Origin of the sequence: Streptacidiphilus neutrinimicus (assembly GCF_000787815.1) — a bacterium.
Lineage (GTDB): Bacteria > Actinomycetota > Actinomycetes > Streptomycetales > Streptomycetaceae > Streptacidiphilus > Streptacidiphilus neutrinimicus.
Map to the genome: position 1 here is coordinate 126607 of NZ_BBPO01000010.1, position 16665 is coordinate 143271.

16 protein-coding genes are annotated in these 16665 nt (G+C 72.2%); 5 read left to right on the forward strand and 11 right to left on the reverse strand.

Annotation, left to right across the window (positions count from 1 at the left end):
* The first annotated feature begins 60 nt into the window (after positions 1-60).
* Positions 61-777 carry a hypothetical protein gene (locus tag TR48_RS09760; RefSeq protein ID WP_152627876.1) on the forward strand — a complete coding sequence of 239 codons (717 nt, stop codon included), beginning with the start codon at positions 61-63 and terminating at the stop codon, positions 775-777.
* Here the strand turns inward: TR48_RS09760 and TR48_RS09765 are convergent.
* A complete protein-coding gene (locus TR48_RS09765; RefSeq protein ID WP_439654458.1) occupies positions 767-2368 on the reverse strand; it encodes an ATP-binding protein in 1602 nt (533 codons plus the stop codon). The genes TR48_RS09760 and TR48_RS09765 overlap by 11 nt on opposite strands.
* Positions 2365-3042: a response regulator gene (locus tag TR48_RS09770; RefSeq protein WP_152627877.1), complete on the reverse strand. Its 678-nt coding sequence runs from the start codon at positions 3040-3042 to the stop codon at positions 2365-2367. The genes TR48_RS09765 and TR48_RS09770 overlap by 4 nt, the downstream gene beginning before the upstream one ends.
* Before the next feature lie 213 nt (positions 3043-3255).
* Here TR48_RS09770 and TR48_RS09775 point away from each other — a divergent pair, with 213 nt between their 5' ends.
* Positions 3256-3915, forward strand: coding sequence for a SigE family RNA polymerase sigma factor (locus TR48_RS09775; RefSeq protein ID WP_084729106.1), 660 nt, complete (start codon positions 3256-3258; stop codon positions 3913-3915).
* A gap of 112 nt (positions 3916-4027) precedes the next feature.
* On the opposite strand, the gene TR48_RS09780 is transcribed toward TR48_RS09775, so the two are convergent.
* The 4 genes from TR48_RS09780 to deoC form a co-directional block, all read right to left on the reverse strand.
* The gene (locus TR48_RS09780) at positions 4028-4684 is read right to left on the reverse strand and encodes a uridine kinase family protein (protein WP_042365570.1); all 657 of its coding nucleotides are present in this window, start codon (positions 4682-4684) and stop codon (positions 4028-4030) included.
* A gap of 67 nt (positions 4685-4751) precedes the next feature.
* On the reverse strand, positions 4752-5657 hold the full coding sequence (locus TR48_RS09785) for an aldehyde dehydrogenase family protein (RefSeq protein ID WP_042365571.1): 906 nt from the start codon (positions 5655-5657) through the stop codon (positions 4752-4754).
* On the reverse strand, positions 5650-7086 hold the full coding sequence (locus TR48_RS09790) for an aldehyde dehydrogenase family protein (protein ID WP_042365572.1): 1437 nt from the start codon (positions 7084-7086) through the stop codon (positions 5650-5652). Before TR48_RS09790 ends, TR48_RS09785 begins: the two co-directional genes overlap by 8 nt.
* A gap of 5 nt (positions 7087-7091) precedes the next feature.
* Positions 7092-8078, reverse strand: coding sequence for a deoxyribose-phosphate aldolase (gene deoC, locus TR48_RS09795; RefSeq protein ID WP_042365573.1), 987 nt, complete (start codon positions 8076-8078; stop codon positions 7092-7094).
* 133 nt (positions 8079-8211) lie between these two features.
* Here deoC and TR48_RS09800 point away from each other — a divergent pair, with 133 nt between their 5' ends.
* Positions 8212-8904: a PH domain-containing protein gene (locus tag TR48_RS09800; RefSeq protein WP_052442532.1), complete on the forward strand. Its 693-nt coding sequence runs from the start codon at positions 8212-8214 to the stop codon at positions 8902-8904.
* A 78-nt stretch (positions 8905-8982) separates the two neighbouring features.
* Here the strand turns inward: TR48_RS09800 and TR48_RS09805 are convergent, their stop codons facing one another.
* The 4 genes from TR48_RS09805 to TR48_RS09820 all read right to left on the reverse strand — a co-directional run bounded on the left by TR48_RS09805 (position 8983) and on the right by TR48_RS09820 (position 13025).
* The gene (locus TR48_RS09805) at positions 8983-9729 is read right to left on the reverse strand and encodes a tyrosine-protein phosphatase (RefSeq protein WP_042365575.1); all 747 of its coding nucleotides are present in this window, start codon (positions 9727-9729) and stop codon (positions 8983-8985) included.
* A 17-nt stretch (positions 9730-9746) separates the two neighbouring features.
* On the reverse strand, positions 9747-11459 hold the full coding sequence (locus TR48_RS09810; protein WP_042365576.1) for a phospho-sugar mutase: 1713 nt from the start codon (positions 11457-11459) through the stop codon (positions 9747-9749).
* A gap of 139 nt (positions 11460-11598) precedes the next feature.
* Positions 11599-12429, reverse strand: coding sequence for a purine-nucleoside phosphorylase (locus TR48_RS09815; protein ID WP_042365577.1), 831 nt, complete (start codon positions 12427-12429; stop codon positions 11599-11601).
* Between the two features lie 158 nt (positions 12430-12587).
* Positions 12588-13025, reverse strand: coding sequence for a gamma-glutamylcyclotransferase family protein (locus TR48_RS09820; protein ID WP_042365578.1), 438 nt, complete (start codon positions 13023-13025; stop codon positions 12588-12590).
* Between the two features lie 49 nt (positions 13026-13074).
* Between TR48_RS09820 and TR48_RS09825 the strand changes: the two genes are divergently transcribed.
* Both TR48_RS09825 and TR48_RS09830 read left to right on the forward strand, forming a co-directional pair.
* Positions 13075-14517 (forward strand): NAD(P)H-quinone dehydrogenase, encoded by a 1443-nt coding sequence (locus tag TR48_RS09825; RefSeq protein WP_042365579.1) that lies wholly within the window; start codon positions 13075-13077, stop codon positions 14515-14517.
* A 172-nt stretch (positions 14518-14689) separates the two neighbouring features.
* On the forward strand, positions 14690-15547 hold the full coding sequence (locus TR48_RS09830; RefSeq protein WP_439654459.1) for a DeoR/GlpR family DNA-binding transcription regulator: 858 nt from the start codon (positions 14690-14692) through the stop codon (positions 15545-15547).
* A gap of 6 nt (positions 15548-15553) precedes the next feature.
* Here the strand turns inward: TR48_RS09830 and TR48_RS09835 are convergent, their stop codons facing one another.
* Positions 15554-16615, reverse strand: a complete 1062-nt coding sequence (locus TR48_RS09835; RefSeq protein ID WP_042365616.1) for a bile acid:sodium symporter family protein — start codon at positions 16613-16615, stop codon at positions 15554-15556.
* Positions 16616-16665 lie beyond the last annotated feature (50 nt).

Consider the following 16665-nt stretch of genomic DNA (forward strand, 5'->3'; position numbering starts at 1 on the left):
CCGCGCGTGCGGTCTCGGCGCCGACGTCGGCGCCGCGGGCGGCCGCGTCACGGCGTGCCGTTGGCGGAGACGCCGGGGCAGTCGTTCACGGAGAACCCCGACGAGGACGGCACGGACGAGGCGTTCCCGGCAGGCGAGGCAGGCGAGGCAGCCGAGGCCGACGAGGAGGCCGGGGACGCCGCGCGGGGCGCGGCGGACTGGTGGGGCGTCGCTCGCTCCGAGCCGGAGACGGCGGACGGACGCGTCGTGGACGCCGGCCCGGACCCGCTGCCGGACCCGCTCGCGGCCCCGGACGACAACTGCCCGGGACCGACCGGAAGCGCGGAGGCCAGGGCCTCCCACGGCGTCTCCGACGAGAGCTGCGAGGGCAAGTCGCTGGGAACGCCCGGCAGCACGTACGTCGGCGCCTGGGTGGTGAGGACGGCCGGTCCCGTGCTGTCGGCCGACGGTGCGCCCGTCGCTCCCGGCGTCGGCGGGCACGCGGTGCGGGAGGCGGGGATGCCCGCGTCGACCGGCACGGCGGTGCTGCGGATGCCGCACCCGCTCAGGGTGACCGCGGCGATCGCGGCGACGACGACCGCGGACAGCGCGGCCGTGGCCGCGTGCCCCCGCCGACGGCCCGCGCCCGGGCCCGCGCCCTGCCCGGGAGCCCCTTCCGCGGGCGAGGGACCCGGGGAGGCCCCACGCCCGAAGGACCCGTTCGGGACCGCTCTGGTCGGGACGGCCCTGGTCCGGGCGGACCTGGCCACCGTGCGCTGGGTGGTGCTCATTGCGTGATGCCGTCCTTGATCGGCGGGTTCTTCGGCAGCCGGAGCGTGAAGACGGCCCCGGCGCCGTCCGCGGCGTTGGCCGCGGTGATGGCGCCGCCGTGGATGCGGGCGTTCTCCATCGCGATCGACAGGCCGAGTCCACTGCCCTCGGAGCGGCGGCGCGAGGCGTCCGCCTTGAAGAACCGGTCGAAGACGTGGGGCAGGACGTCGTCCGGGATGCCCGGGCCGCCGTCGGCGACCTCGACGACCAGCCAGTCGCCGTGCGCGTCGGACTCCTCGCGGGCCCGGACGCGTACCGGCGAGCCGCCGTGCTTGAGCGCGTTGCCGATCAGGTTGGCCAGCACCACGTCGATGCGGCGCGGGTCCAGCCGGGCGACCAGGCCGCGCGGCGCGTCCAGCTCGACGGCGTCCAGCCAGGCGCGGGCGTCGATGGTGGAGGTGATCAGGTCGGCGATGTCGACCTCGTCGAGGACCACCTTGGCGGTGCCCGCGTCGAAGCGGGTCACCTCCATGAGGTTCTCCACCAGCTCGGTCAGCCGCCGGGTCTCGCTGACGACCAGGCGCACGGCCGGCTCGATCATGGGATCGAGCATGTCCGCCTCGTCCTCGAGGATGTCCGTGACGGCGGTCATCGCCGTCAGCGGCGTGCGCAGCTCGTGCGACATGTCGGCCACGAAGCGGCGGCTGGCGTGCTCGCGCGCGCTCAACTCGTCGACCTGCGCCTCCAGCGCGGCCGCCGTGTGGTTGAACGTCCGTGACAGCTCCGCCAGCTCGTCCTGGCCGGTGACGTCCAGGCGGGTGTCGAGGTTGCCCTCGCCCAGTCGGCGCGCGGCCTCCGCGAGCCGGGCCACCGGCTTCAGCACGGTGGCCGCCGCGGCCTGGGCCAGCAGCGCGGCCCCCACCAGGGCCAGCAGCGTCGCGATGCCCAGCGACCAGGCCAGCGAGTCCAGGTCGCGCTGCTCGTCGTCCAGGGACTTGAACATGTAGGCCGTCGGCCCGCTCGGCAGCACCTTGGTGCCGCCGATCAGGTAGGGCACGCCGCCCAGGTTCACCCGCTGCCAGAACAGGTGGTACTGGCCCGGGGACGTGGTGCAGTGCATGCACGGCTGCTCGACCTGTCGGCGCAGCGCGTCGGGCACGTCGGCGGCCGTGTAGTGGGAACGCAGCGAGGCCACCGTGCAGCTCGGCGAGGTCATCGCGACGTCGTAGCGGAGCCCGGTGGTGGCCACGACGTTGGCGGCCAGCTGCAGGTCCTGGCAGCTCGGCTCCAGCGGCAGCGCGGTGACAGTGCGGTCGAGCTGGTTGCGGAAGTCGGCCAGGGCCGTGTCCTGGGTGCGCTTGAGCACCGCGTCGCGGTTGAGCCAGTACGCGATGCCCGAGGAGGAGACCGCCGCCGCCAGGGCGACCACCGAGCAGACGGCGATCATCCTTATCCGCAGCGACGTCAGCCGCAGCCGACGCACCACCCAGCTGGCGCGCGGGTGCGCCGGACCCGGCTCGGCCCCGTGCGGGGGCACGCCGGAGCTCTGGCCGGAGGGGGAGCGATCGTGGCCGTGGCCGTTGCCGGACGGCGCGGTGGTCGTGGAGCCCTTGGTCACGCCGGGGCGTCCAGGCGGTAGCCGACACCGCGCACGGTGCGGATCAGGGTGGGCGCGGACGGCACGTCCTCGACCTTGGCGCGCAGGCGCTGGACGCAGGCGTCCACCAGCCGGGAGTCGCCCAGGTAGTCGTGCTCCCAGACCAGCCGCAGCAGCTGCTGGCGCGACAGCGCCTGGCCGGGCCGACGGCTCAGTTCCAGCAGCAGCCGCAGCTCGGTCGGGGTCAGCTGGAGCTCCGCGCCGCGCTTCGTCACGGTCATCGCGTTGCGGTCGATCACCAGGTCGCCGAAGGCCGCCGAGTCCGAGCTCTCCCGCTCGCCGCGCCGCAGCACCGCGCGGATGCGCGCGTCCAGGACACGCGGCTGCACCGGCTTGACGACGTAGTCGTCCGCCCCGGACTCCAGCCCGACCACCACGTCGATGTCGTCGGAGCGCGCCGTCAGCAGGATGATCGGCAGCTGGTCGGTGCGGCGGATACGCCGGCAGACCTCGAAGCCGTCGATGCCGGGCAGCATGACGTCGAGCACGATCAGGTCCGGGCGCTGCTCCTTGAAGAGCTTCAGGCCGTCCTCGCCGGAGGCGGCCACGGAGACACGGTGACCCTGGCGGGTCAGCGCGAGCTCCAGTCCGGTACGGATCGCGTCGTCGTCCTCGATGAGCAACAGGTGAGACACGCGGTTCATTGTGGCGTACCGCCCGCGCGGGATCGACCCTCCCGTGCGCCGGGGTACGGCGTGGCAGCCTCTGTGACACGCCTGTGACAGTCGACGGACAGGGCGATGAAAACCCCCGGGCAGGATTTTCTCTGTCGGGCGGAACCAGCGCCCGGCAGCAAGCACCGAGGCGCGGCAACGAGCAGCACCGACCGGAATCCGAGGGAGTACCCGATGAACGCAGTCCTCGAGGCGCACGCCGACAAGGCCGCCGCGACCCTGCCTCACCAGACGTACTCCGTCCGTCACCTTCACGCCGTGGGACGCCACGAGGCGGCGTTCGGTTCCACGGGCGCCTGGGAGTCCGGCAACGCCGACGACTTCACCGCCTACGTGAAGGAGCGCCGGGCCTCGCTCTACGCCACGGCCTACCACCTGACCGGGGACCGCTTCGCGGCCGAGGACCTGCTGCAGAGCGCGCTCTTCAGCACTTACCGGGCCTGGGACCGGATCTCCGACAAGGCCGCGGTCGGCGGCTACATGCGCCGCACCATGACCAACCTGCACATCTCGGCGTGGCGCCGCCGCAAGGTCAACGAGTACCCCACCGAGGAGATGCCGGAGACCGCGGGCGACACCGACGCGATGGGCGGCACGGAGCTGCGTACGGTGCTGTGGCAGGCGCTGGCCAAGCTCCCGGAGAACCAGCGCACCATGCTGGTGCTGCGCTACTACGAGGGCAAGACCGACCCGGAGATCGCCGACGTGCTGGGGATCAGCGTCGGCACGGTCAAGAGCGGCATCTGGCGCGCGCTGCGCCGGCTCCGCGAGGACGAGACGCTGGCGGCGCAGGACGGGGACCTGGGCCACGCCTTCGGCGAGCTCGTCGCCTGAGAGCGACACAGACCACATTTGAGGGGGAGGCTGTGGGCACGGGGGTAGCCCACAGCAGCACGAGGCCTGGGCTTCGGCGTTGGGGGACGCCGGGGTCCAGGCCTTCTGTGTGTCACGCCGCGGCTGGCTGGAAGGGCAGTGCCTCGCGCCCACGGGCACTGAGGCGCTCCAGTGCCTCGCGGCCGTTGCACGGGGTGGCCCCGAGCTCCTTCTGCCGGGTGATCACGGCCCGCTCGGCGCGCATCAGGCGGTAGCCGCGGCGCAGCAGGTACGGGACGGACTTGCGGGCCTCGCGGACGTCGCGGAGGAAGCGGCGGTAGGCCGTCGTGAACGCGTGGTTGCGCAGGCAGATCGCGTCCGCGAGCAGGCCCTCGGCCTCGCACGCGCGGACGATCTCGGCGGCGAAGATGCCCTCGGCGATGAACGCGGCGGTTCCGTCGAGCGTGATCGTGTGGGTGCCGACGCGGCCGTTCGCGGGGATCGAGTAGACCGGGACGTCCGTCGAACCCGTGTCACAGAGCGCGCGGATCGCCGCCATCGCCTCGTCGAAGTGCCAGGACTGCGGGTCGTCCCAGTCGACGCTGCCGTCGTGGAGCCGGGGGAGCGTCGGGTCGTCGCCGTCCTTGTAGAAGTCGTCGAGCTGGAGCACCGGGAGCCCGGCGCGCTCGGCGAGGGTGGACTTGCCGGAACCGGAGGGGCCGCAGAGGAGGATGACGCGCGCCGGGGAAGGGTTCACGGAAGAGGTAGCCACGGGACACCAGTGTGACATCCCCAGGTAAAGGAACGGGCACGTGCTCACGGCGAGAGAGCACGTGCCCGCGTCGGTGAGGGGAGAGTCACATCCCCATCGGGTGCCAGACCGTCTTGGTCTCCAGGAAGGTGAGCAGACGGTCGGTGCCGGGCGCGGTCGTCCAGTCGTGGGACGCCGGCTCCGGGCGCAGGACGCGCTTGAGCGTGTCCGCCGCCGCGACCTCCAGGTCCTTGGCCGAGGCCGGCCCCTCCTCCGCCACGACGCCCGACAGGTCGAGCGCGTTGACGTCGGCGTGGGAGGCCAGCGTCGGGGCGATGTCCTCGGTGTGGCCCGAGATCAGGTTGACCACGCCGCCCGGCAGGTCGGAGGTGGCCAGCACCTCGCCCAGCGAGAGGCCGGGCAGCGGGGCGTTCGGGGCCAGCGCCACGACCGCGGTGTTGCCCGTCGCGATGACGGGGGCCAGCACCGAGACGAGGCCCAGCAGCGAGAAGCCGTTGCCGCCCTGCGGGGCGACGACGCCGACGACGCCGGTGGGCTCCGGGGTGGACAGGTTGAAGTACGGGCCGGCGACCGGGTTGGCGCTGCCCGCGACCTGGGCGACCTTGTCGGTCCAGCCCGCGTACCAGACCAGGCGGTCGATGGCGGCGTCGACGAGCGGCGCCGCCTTCTTCGCCGTCAGGCCCTCGGAGACCGCGACCTCGGCGAGGTACTGCTCGCGGCGGCCCTGGAGCATCTCGGCCGCGCGGTAGAGGATCTGACCGCGGTTGTACGCGGTCGCGCCGGACCAGCCACCGAAGGCCTTGCGCGCGGCGGAGACCGCGTCGCGGGTGTCCTTGCGGGTGCCCTGGGGGGCGTTGGCGAGCCACTCGCCGGTCTTGCGGTCGGTCACCTCGTACACCCGTCCGCTCTCGGAGCGCGGGAACTTGCCGCCGACGAAGAGCTTGTAGGTCTTGTAGACGTCAAGGCGGAGAGCACTGGTGGGCTCAGACATCGAGGTAGGCCTCCAGACCGTGGCGACCGCCCTCGCGGCCGTAGCCCGACTCCTTGTAGCCGCCGAAGGGCGAGGTCGGGTCGAACTTGTTGAAGGTGTTGGACCACACCACGCCGGCGCGGAGCTTGCTCGCCATCCACAGGATGCGCGAGCCCTTCTCGGTCCAGATGCCGGCCGACAGCCCGTACGGGGTGTTGTTGGCCTTGGCCACGGCCTCCTCCGGCGTGCGGAAGGTCAGCACCGACAGGACCGGGCCGAAGATCTCCTCGCGGGCGATCCGGTGCGTGGCGGAGACGTTGCTGAACACCGTCGGGGCGAACCAGTAACCGGCGGACGGCAGCTCGCAGGAGGGGGACCAGCGCTCGGCGCCCTCGGCCTCGCCCGCGGCGGTCAGCTCCTGGATCCGCGCGAGCTGCGCGGCGGAGTTGATGGCGCCGACGTCGGTGTTCTTGTCCAGCGGGTCGCCGACGCGCAGCGTCGACATGCGGCGCTTGAGGGCGTCCATGACGTCGTCGTGGATCGACTCCTGGACCAGCAGGCGCGAGCCTGCGCAGCAGACGTGGCCCTGGTTGAAGAAGATGCCGTCGACGATGCCCTCGACCGCCTGGTCGACCGGCGCGTCGTCGAAGACGATGTTGGCGGCCTTGCCGCCGAGCTCCAGCGACAGGCGCTTGGTCGTCCCGGCCAGGGTGCGCGCGATGGCGCGGCCGACCTCGGTCGAGCCGGTGAACGCGACCTTGTCGATCTCCGGGTGCGCGGTCAGCGCGGCGCCGGTGCGTCCGTCGCCGGTGATGATGTTGACGACGCCCTTGGGCAGGCCCGCCTGGCGGCAGATCTCCGCGAAGCGCAGCGCGGTGAGGGGAGTCGTCTCGGCGGGCTTCAGCACGACCGTGTTGCCGGTGGCGAGCGCCGGGGCGATCTTCCACGCCAGCATCAGCAGCGGGAAGTTCCACGGGATGACCTGGGCGGCCACGCCCACCGGGCGCGGGTTGGCCCCGTAGCCCGCGAACTCCAGCTTGTCGGCCCAGCCGGCGTAGTAGAAGAAGTGCGCGGCGACCAGCGGCAGGTCGACGTCGCGGGTCTCCTTGATCGGCTTGCCGTTGTCGATCGACTCCAGGACCGCCAGCTCGCGCGAGCGCTCCTGGATGATCCGGGCGATGCGGAACAGGTACTTGCCGCGCTCGGCGCCGGGCAGGGCGGACCAGGAGGTGAACGCCTTGCGGGCGGCGGCCACGGCGCGGTCCACGTCGGCCTCGGTGCCCTGGGCGAACTCCGCCAGGACCTCCTCGGTGGAGGGGTCGACGGTCTTCAGGGCCTCGGAGCCGGTGGACTCGACGAACTCGCCGTCGATGAAGTGCCCGTACGTCGAGGCGATGTCGCCGGCGGCGGCGCGCGACTCGGGCGCGGGGGCGTAGTCGAACAGTGCCATGGTGATCAGTCCACCGTCACGTAGTCGGGACCGGAGTAGCGGCCGGAGGCCAGCTTCTGCCGCTGCATCAGCAGGTCGTTGAGCAGGCTGGAGGCGCCGAACCTGAACCAGTCCGGGGAGAGCCAGTCGTCACCGAGGATCTCGTTCACCATGACCAGGTACTTCATGGCGTCCTTGGTGGTACGGATACCCCCGGCCGGCTTGACTCCCACCTGGATGCCGGTGGCACTGCGGAAGTCGCGGACGGCCTCCATCAGCACCAGCGTGTTGGCGGGGGTCGCGTTGACGGTGACCTTGCCGGTGGAGGTCTTGATGAAGTCGGCTCCGGCCAGCATCGCCAGCCAGGAGGCGCGGCGGATGTTGTCGTAGGTGACGAGCTCGCCGGTCTCGAAGATCACCTTGAGGTGCGCGGTGGTGCCGTCCGGGCGCTCGCACGCCTTCTTGATCTCGGCGATCAGCTCGTAGATCTCCAGGTACCGGCCGGCGAGGAAGGCCCCCCGGTCGATGACCATGTCGACCTCGTCGGCCCCGGCGGCGACGGCCTCGGCGGTGTCGGCCAGCTTGACCGGCAGCCCGGCCCGGCCGGAAGGGAAGGCGGTGGCGACGGCGGCGACGTTGATCGGCGCGCCGCCGAGGGCCTCCTTGGCGACGGGGACCATGTCCGGGTAGACGCAGACGGCCGCGGTGTGCGGGACGTCCGGGTTCCCGGGGTCGGGGTTCTTGGCCTTCTGGCAGAGCGAGCGCACCTTGCCGGGGGTGTCCGCACCCTCCAGCGTGGTGAGGTCGATCATGGAGATGGCCAGATCGATGGCGTACGCCTTGGCGGTGGTCTTGATCGACCGCGTGCCGAGACCCGCGGCGCGTGCCTGCAGGCCGACGGCGTCGATGCCGGGCAGCCCGTGCAGGAAGCGCCGCAGGGACGCCTCGGAGGAGGCGACCTCGGCGAGCCCGCTCGCGGCGAGGCGCCCGCTGACAGTGGAGGAGGAGGACATGCTCACCAATGCAGCATATCTACACGCGTAGCGTTTCGTCATGGGGGCGTCCGTGTGACTTTGTCCCGCCGATGCGATTCTGAGACCCGCGCTCCGGTGGTGAGCGGGGTGAACTGGGGCAGAATCGATGACCATGAGCGACACCCCGGCCCGTGAGAACACGGCCCCCACGTTTCAGGACAAGGTCTATCGGAGCGGGGGCGGCATCGTCGGCGGCGTCCTGCTCCTGGCCCTGCTCCTCTGGCTCAGCATCGACGCGATGGTGCGCGGCGCGGGCACCGCGCCGGGCCTCGCGGCGTCCGTCCTGGTCCTCGGCGCCCCGCTGATCGTCGCGTTCACCCTCTGGCCCCAGGTCCGCGCGGGCGCCGATCGGCTGCTGGTGCGCAACCCCTTCCGCACCATCGAGACGCGTTGGGACGGCGTGGAGTCGCTGAACGCCGCGCTCTCCGTCGAACTGCGGGCGGGCGGGCACAAGTTCGTCATCTGGGCCCTGCCGGTCTCGCTCCGCCAGCGGAAGCGCGCGAACCGCCGCGCGATGATCGACGCGGGGGACCGGGGCACGATTTCCAACGCCCCGTCCTCCGCGACGGCGCGCCAGCCGCGCCCCAGCCTCTTCGGTGCGCCGACGGCGGCCGCCTCGCAGCAGCCGACGGAGGCTTACGCGGACAAAGCGGTGGACGAGCTGAACGAACGCGTGGCCGCGTACCGCGAGTCCCTCCCGGAGGATGCGGGCACGCCGGAGGTCAAGGTCGCCTGGACGTGGTGGATCATCGGCCCGATCGTCGCGGGGGCGCTGGCCCTGATCATCCTGCTGGCCGTGGGCTGAGGCGAAGCTGCACTTCCCGGCCTGCGGCGCTGGGGAAGCTGCACTGTCCCCTGACGACCCGGGAGCGGTTGCTGCGGGTCAGAGGAGGGCGGACCGGAGGGTGGTGAGTTCGGGCTCGGTGACGCCGTGGGCCAGGAGGTACTGGGTCGCGTCGCCGTGGGTGGCGCGGAGGGAGGCCAGGAACGTGGTCATCAGGGCCTCGTGGACCGGGCGGGAGCGGCGCTCCGTGCCGTGCTCGTCGACGTAGTAGACCGGGCCGCGGTCCAGGCCGAGGCCGGCGTTGGAGAGGTGGTAGTCCGCGACGATGTCGGCGTCGCTGACGCCGAGCGCGGAGAGGAGGGTGGCCACCGTGACGCCGGTGCGGTCCTTGCCGACCGCGCAGTGGATCAGCGCGGGCAGCGCGCCCGGCGCGGCCAGCGCGCTGACGGTCGCGGCGATCGCGGGGCCCGCCGTCGCGGACATGAAGGCGTAGAGGTCCTCCAGCGTCTCCTCCCCCGCCTCCGCGTCACGAGCGTCCCGCGCGTCGTGCGCGGTCTCGCGCTCCCGCGGCGGGAACGTCGGCAGGTGCAGGAAGCGGACCGCGCCGTCCAGCGGGTGGTCCGGCCAGACCTCGAGTTCCGGCGCGGACCGCAGGTCGATGATCGTGCGCAGGCCGAGCGCAGCCAGCCGTTCCGCGCCCTCCGGGGTCAGCTCGTGGAGGGAGCCGGCGCGGTACAGCAGCGCCTCGGCGACGCGGGCGCCGCTCGTCGTGGGGAAACCCCCGGCGTCGCGCAGATTGCGCACGCCGGGGATGAGGATCAGGCGTTCGGCACCGGAAATCGACACGCCGACAGCATGTCAGATCAGATGCCCGCTGCCACGGCCAGGTCCGTCTTGAGGGAGGCCAGCAGCGCGGCCGCCCGCTCCCGCGCCGCGCCCAGTCCGGCGACGCCGCCGACCGGGACCACGACCTCCAGGTAGCACTTCAGCTTCGGCTCCGTCCCGGACGGACGGACCACGACGCGTGCGGAGGAGACGCCCTCGCCGCTGAGGTGGTACCGCAGGCCGTCCGTCGGCGGGAGCTTGGCGGAGCCGGCCTCCAGGTCCTCCGCGGAGTCGACCTGCAGGCCGGCGAGGCGCGTCGGCGGCTGCTCGCGCAGCCGGGCCATGGCGTCGGCGATGACGCGCAGGTCGGCGACGCGGACGGAGAGCTGGTCGGTGGCGTGCAGGCCGTGGATGGCGGCCAGGTCGTCCAGCAGGTCCTGCAGGGTGCGGCCCTGGGCCTTCAGCGTCGCGGCGAGCTCGGCCATCAGCAGGGCGGCGCTGACGCCGTCCTTGTCGCGGACCGCGTCGGGGTCGACGCAGTAGCCGAGCGCCTCCTCGTAGCCGTAGCGCAGGCCGTCGACACGTGAGAGCCACTTGAAGCCGGTCAGCGTCTCGGCGTAGCCGAGGCCCGCCGACTCGGCGATCCGGCCGAGCAGGGAGGACGAGACGATCGTCGTGGCGAAGGTGCCCTTCGCGCCCTTGGCGACCAGGTGTGCGGCGAGCAGCGCACCGACCTCGTCGCCGCGCAGCATCCGCCAGCCGAGGGCGTGCTCCGGGGCGCCGGAGGGGATCGCGACCGCGAGGCGGTCGGCGTCGGGGTCGTTGGCGATGACGATGTCCGGCTGGTGCTCGGCGGCGGCCGCGAAGGCCAGGTCCATCGCGCCGGGCTCCTCCGGGTTCGGGAAGGAGACGGTCGGGAACTCCGGGTCCGGGTCGCCCTGCGGGGCCACCACGGTCGGCGCGGGGAAGCCCGCGCGCTCGAAGGCGGCCAGGAAGGTGCCGCGGCCGACGCCGTGCATGGGGGTGTACACGACGGACAGGTCGCGCGGCGCGTGCTCGTCCACGACGGCGGCGGCGCGGGCCAGGTAGGGCTCCAGCACGTCCGCCTCGGAGAGGACCTCCCAGCCCTCGACCGCGAGCGGCACTTCGTCGAGCGTGCCGATGGCGTCGATCTCGGCGGCGATGCCGGCGTCGTGCGGCGGGACGATCTGCGAGCCGCCGAACGAGCCGCCCAGGTAGACCTTGTAGCCGTTGTCGCGCGGCGGGTTGTGGCTGGCCGTCACGGCGACGCCGGCGGCCGCGCCGAAGTGGCGGACGGCGAAGGCGAGCACGGGGGTGGGCAGCGGACCGGGCAGCAGCACGGCCTTGAGACCCTGGGCGACCATCACCGCGGCGGTGTCGCGGGCGAAGGCCTCGGAGTTGTGGCGGGCGTCGTAGCCGATGACGACGAGCCCGGCGCTCGCCCCGCGCTTGAGGTAGGCCGCGAGGCCCGCCGCGGCGCGGATGACGACGGCGCGGTTCATCCGCATCGGCCCGGCGCCCATCTCGCCGCGCAGGCCCGCGGTGCCGAACTGCAGGGTGCCGCTGAACCGTTCGGCCAGCTCGGACCAGGCCTTCTCGCTGCCCTCGTGCGGGTCGCCCTCGGCGGCGGCGAGGAGCGAGGAGAGCTCCTTGCGGGTCTCCTGATCCGGGTCCTCGGCCAGCCAGATGCGCGCCCGGGAGAGCAGATCGCCGTCGTGGTGGGCAGTCATCGCGTCACGTCCTCGTCTGGGAAGTCGCCGCGCAGGCGCGGTGCAAGTGCTGCAAGTGCCGTGCAAAGCCGTACAAAAAGCATGGCATCCGGCGCGCCAACCGTCGGATGCCATGCGGGGGATCGAAGAAAATGAAGGGTCAGATCCGCTCGAGGACCTTGGCCAGCAGCGCGCCCATGCGGGTGGCCGAGGCGCGGCCGGCCTCCAGGACCTCTTCGTGGTTGAGCGGCTCGCCGGTGATGCCGGCGGCCAGGTTGGTGACCAGCGACAGGCCGAGCACCTCGGCGCCGGCCTCGCGGGCGGCGATGGCCTCCAGCGTGGTGGACATGCCGACCAGGTCGCCGCCGATCGCGCGGACCATGCCGATCTCGGCCGGGGTCTCGTAGTGCGGGCCGGGGAACTGCACGTAGACGCCCTCCTCCAGGGAGGGGTCGACCTCCTTGCACAGCGCGCGCAGGCGGGAGGCGTACAGATCCGTCAGGTCCACGAAATTGGCGCCGACGATGGGGGAGGCGCCGGTGAGGTTGATGTGGTCGCTGATCAGGACCGGCTGGCCGGGCTCCATGCCCTGACGCAGACCGCCGCAGCCGTTGGTCAGCACGACCGTGCGGCAGCCGGCCGCGACGGCGGTGCGCACGCCGTGGGCGACGGCGGCGACGCCGTGGCCCTCGTAGTAGTGGGTGCGGCCGAGGAAGACCAGGGCGCGCTTGTCGCCGACCTTGATCGACCGGATCTTGCCGGCGTGGCCCGCGACGGCGGGGGCCGGGAAGCCCGGCAGCTCGGTGATGGCGAACTCGAAGTCAGGCTTGCCCAGTTCGTCGGCGGCGGGGACCCAGCCGGAGCCCATCACGAGCGCGACGTCGTGCGGGTGCCCGTCCGTGAGCTCGCGCAGACGCGCGGCTGCGGCTGCGGCTGCCTCGTAGGGGCTGGCGGGAGTGGAGCCGGCGTTCGGCTGGGGGAAAGCGTTCACAGAACGAGGATAACCAGAATCTCCTACGCGCGTAGAGCACAAACGGATGACATTGCGGGTGATCTCGTGTCGCTCTTCGGATGAACACACGAAAAACCCGCCGATCGGCGGCTCTCCCGGGGTGTCCGGGGAGTCGGGCGATCGGCGGGCCGGCCGGCTCAGCAGGGGCGCTTGCGCAGCTCCATGACGTAGTCGTGGGGAGCTCCGGCGGACTCCGCCGCGTCGGCGATGATGCCCAGGTAGCGCGCGGAGGGCAGGCCGCCCTCGTAGTCGTTCAGCACGTAGGTCCACGCGGTGACGTCGCCGTCGAGGGTGTGCACGCGGACGCGGAGCTTGCGGTAGAAGCCGAGCGGGACGCCCTCCCAGCGGTCGAGGCCCTGCTCGTCCATGGGGGCGATGTCGTACAGCGCGACGAAGACCTGGTCCTTCTCGTCCTCGACGACCGTCGCGATCGAGCCCTCCCAGCCGAACTGCTCGCCGCCGAAGGTCAGCCGCCAACCGTCCAGCCAGCCCGTGCCGCGCAGCGGCGAGTGGGGGGCACGGCGGCTCATCTGCCGCGCGTCGAGGTTGCTGGCATACGCGGCGTAGAGCGTCATGGGTCCTAGCGTACGGGCCGGTGCAAGGTGCGTCCGATTGTGCGGGACAATGGGGTACGTGACTCGGATTGTGATCATCGGTGGCGGACCTGGCGGCTACGAGGCGGCGCTGGTCGCCTCGCAACTCGGCGCGGAGGTGACCATCGTCGATCGCGACGGCCTCGGCGGCGCCGCGGTGCTCACCGACTGCGTCCCCTCGAAGACGCTGATCGCGACGGCCGAGGTGATGACCAACTTCGACAGCTCCTACGAGGAGCTCGGCATCGTCGTCGCGGACGGGGCGCAGCTCGCGAACGAACGATTCATCGGCGTCGACCTGGGCAAGGTCAACCGACGCGTCAAGCGGCTCGCCGTCGCCCAGTCGCACGACATCACCCAGTCCGTCACCCGCGCCGGAGTCACCGTGGTGCGCGGGTCCGGCCGTCTGGAGGGCGGGCAGGCGCTGGACGGCTCGCGGGCCGTCATCGTCGACACCGCCGAGGGGGAGAGCCACGAGCTGCGCGCCGACGTCGTGCTGCTGGCCACCGGCACCCACCCGCGCGAGCTGCCCGACGCCGAGCCGGACGGCGAGCGGATCCTCACCTGGACCCAGGTCTACAACCTGGAGGAACTGCCCGAGGAGCTCATCGTGGTCGGCTCCGGCGTCACCGGCGCCGAGTTCGCCGGCGCGTACCAGGCGCTCGGCTCCAAGGTCACCCTGGTCTCCAGCCGCGACCGCGTGCTGCCCGGCGAGGACCCGGACGCCGCCACCGTGCTGGAGGACGTCTTCCGCCGTCGCGGCATGAACGTCATGGGCCGCTCCCGCGCCGAGTCCGCGCGCCGGATCGGCGACAAGGTCGAGGTCACGCTCTCCGACGGCCGGGTCATCACCGGCTCGCACTGTCTGATGGCGGTCGGCTCGATCCCCAACTCCGAGGACCTCGGACTCGAGGCGGCCGGGGTGAAGACCTCCGACTCCGGCCACATCAGGGTCGACCGGGTCTCCCGCACCTCCGCGCCCGGCGTCTACGCCGCCGGCGACGTCACCGGCGTGCTGCCGCTGGCCTCCGTCGCGGCGATGCAGGGCCGCATCGCGATGTACCACGCGCTCGGCGACGCGGTGGCGCCGCTGAACCTGAAGACGGTCTCGTCCAACGTCTTCACCGACCCGGAGATCGCCACCGTCGGCTACAGCGCCGCGGACGTCGAGTGCGGCAAGATGGACGCCGTCTGCGTCAAGCTGCCGCTGCGCAGCAACGCGCGCGCGAAGATGCAGGGCATCCGCGACGGCTTCGTGAAGCTCTACTGCCGCCCGGGCACTGGCATCGTGGTCGGCGGCGTCGTCGTGGCCCCGAAGGCGAGCGAGCTGATCCACCCCATCTCGCTGGCGGTGGACCTCAACCTGACGGTCGAGCAGATCGCCAACGCGTTCACGGTCTACCCCTCGGTGTCGGGCTCGATCGCCGAGGCGGCGCGTCAGTTGCACGTGCGCAAGCGCGCAGAGGAGAGCTGACGGCGCGTTCGGGGAGCGCGTCGTGCCGTAAGTGCGGCGCACAGTGTAGAGGTGTGCGCCGGTCCGCTGCGGACGTTTTGGGCAAGTAGGCGCAATCGCCTGAAAGCTAACGGTCGTGCACGTTACCGTCTGTTTCGTGTTCGCAGCAGAACGTCGTCAGTTGATCCTCGAAATGGTGCGAGCAAACGGAGCGGTCTCGCTCCGGGAGCTCGCCCGCGTCGTCCAGACCTCCGAGGTGACCGTACGCCGAGACGTACGCGCCCTGGAGGCCGAGGGCTTGCTCGACCGTCGGCACGGGGGCGCGGTGCTCCCCGGCGGATTCTCCCGAGAGCCCGGATACCCTCAGAAGACTCATCTCGCCGCCGCCGAGAAGAGCGCCATCGCCGACCTCGCCGCGACCATGGTCGCCGAGGGTGACGCCATCGTGGTCGGCGCCGGCACCACCACGCAGGAGCTGGCACGTCGGCTGGCCCGGGTCCCGGGCCTCACCGTCGTCACCAACTCGCTGCTGGTGGCGCAGGCGCTGGCGCACGCCAACCGCGTCGAGGTGGTGATGACCGGGGGGACGCTGCGCGGGTCCAACTACGCCCTGGTGGGCAGCGGCGCCGAGCAGTCCCTGCAGGGCCTGCGGGTCACCCGCGCCTTCATCTCCGGCAGCGGGCTGAGCGCGGAGCGCGGCCTGTCCACGACGAACATGCTGAGCGCGTCCGTCGACCGCGCGCTGGTGAACGCCGCGGCGGAGGTCGTGGTCCTGGCGGACCACAGCAAGCTCGGCAACGACACGATGTTCCAGACCGTCGCCAGCGAGGCGATCACCCACCTCGTCACGGACGAGCAGGCGACGCTGGTCGAGCCTGCGGCCCGCGAGCTGGACGCGCTGGCCGACTGCGGCGTCCAGGTCCAGCTGGCCCCGCTGACGCCCCCGACGAGCAGCTTCCCGGCGTCATCGCCGCAGGACGCTCCGCGCCGGCCGGCAACCTTCCCGGGCCAGCGCCGGGGCCCCGTCCCGGTGGCTTCCGGACGGCGGTGAGCGGCACTACCTAGGGGCGCGGGGAACTGCGCGAGTACCACCGTGTGCGGATGGCCCTGCGCGTTCGGGGACCGACCGTGTGGGTGGCTGCTCGCGCAGTCCCCCGCGCTCCTGGCGGTTCATCCGACGCGAAACAACAGTGCAGGCCATCAATTGGATCTGATGGAAGAGCATCAGCGGCAGCACCGTGAGGCTCACCGCTGACGCCGGGAACAGCACGGCCGCCATGGGCAGGCCACTGGCCAGGCTCTTCTTGCTGCCGCAGAAGATGAGCACGATCCGGTCCCTGCGAGAGAAGCCCAACCGCTTGCCCGCGAGTGTCGTGACGCCGAGCACGGCGAAGAGCAGTGCCAGGCAGACGCCGAGCAGCAGGGCCAGCCGCGTCGGCGACAGCGCGTTCCAGACGCCGTCGACCATGCCCTCGGAGAACGCGCTGTAGACGACCAGCAGGATCGACCCCCGGTCGACCAGCGTCAGCGTGGGTTTGTGCCGGGAAATCCAGCCCGCGATCCAGCGGCGGGAGAGCTGACCCAGCAGGAACGGCAACAGCAACTGCAGCAGCAGGTCCACCGTGGAGCCCGCGTCGATCCGGGCGCTGCCGCCCATCAGCCACGCCGTCAGCAGCGGTGTCAGGACGATGCCGATGAGGCTGGAGAAGGAGGCCGCGCAGACCGCCGCCGCGACGTTCCCGCCCGCGATCGAGGTGAACGCGATCGAGGACTGCACCGTCGACGGCAGCAGCGTCAGGAAGAGCACGCCCTTCGCCAGGGAAGGGCCCAGCAGGGGCGCGGTGAGCGTCTGCGCGGCGACGCCCAGCAGCGGGAAGAGGGCGAAGGTGGCGAGCAGGATCGTCAGGTGCAGCCGCCACTGCTTCGCGCCGTCCAGCGCCGCCCTCGGCGACAGCCGCGCGCCGTAGAGGAAGAACAACAGGCCGATGACGACCTCGGTGGCCACCGAGACCGCGGGCGTGGCGCCGCCACGCGCGGGGAACAGGGCCGCGAGACCGACGGTCCCCAGGATCGCCAGCAGATACGGGTCGACGCCCGCCCGGCCGAGCGCGTTGCGCAGGGCCGGGACGGGCGTCGACGTGGTGCCGTGGTGCGGGCGTATCAGCGAGC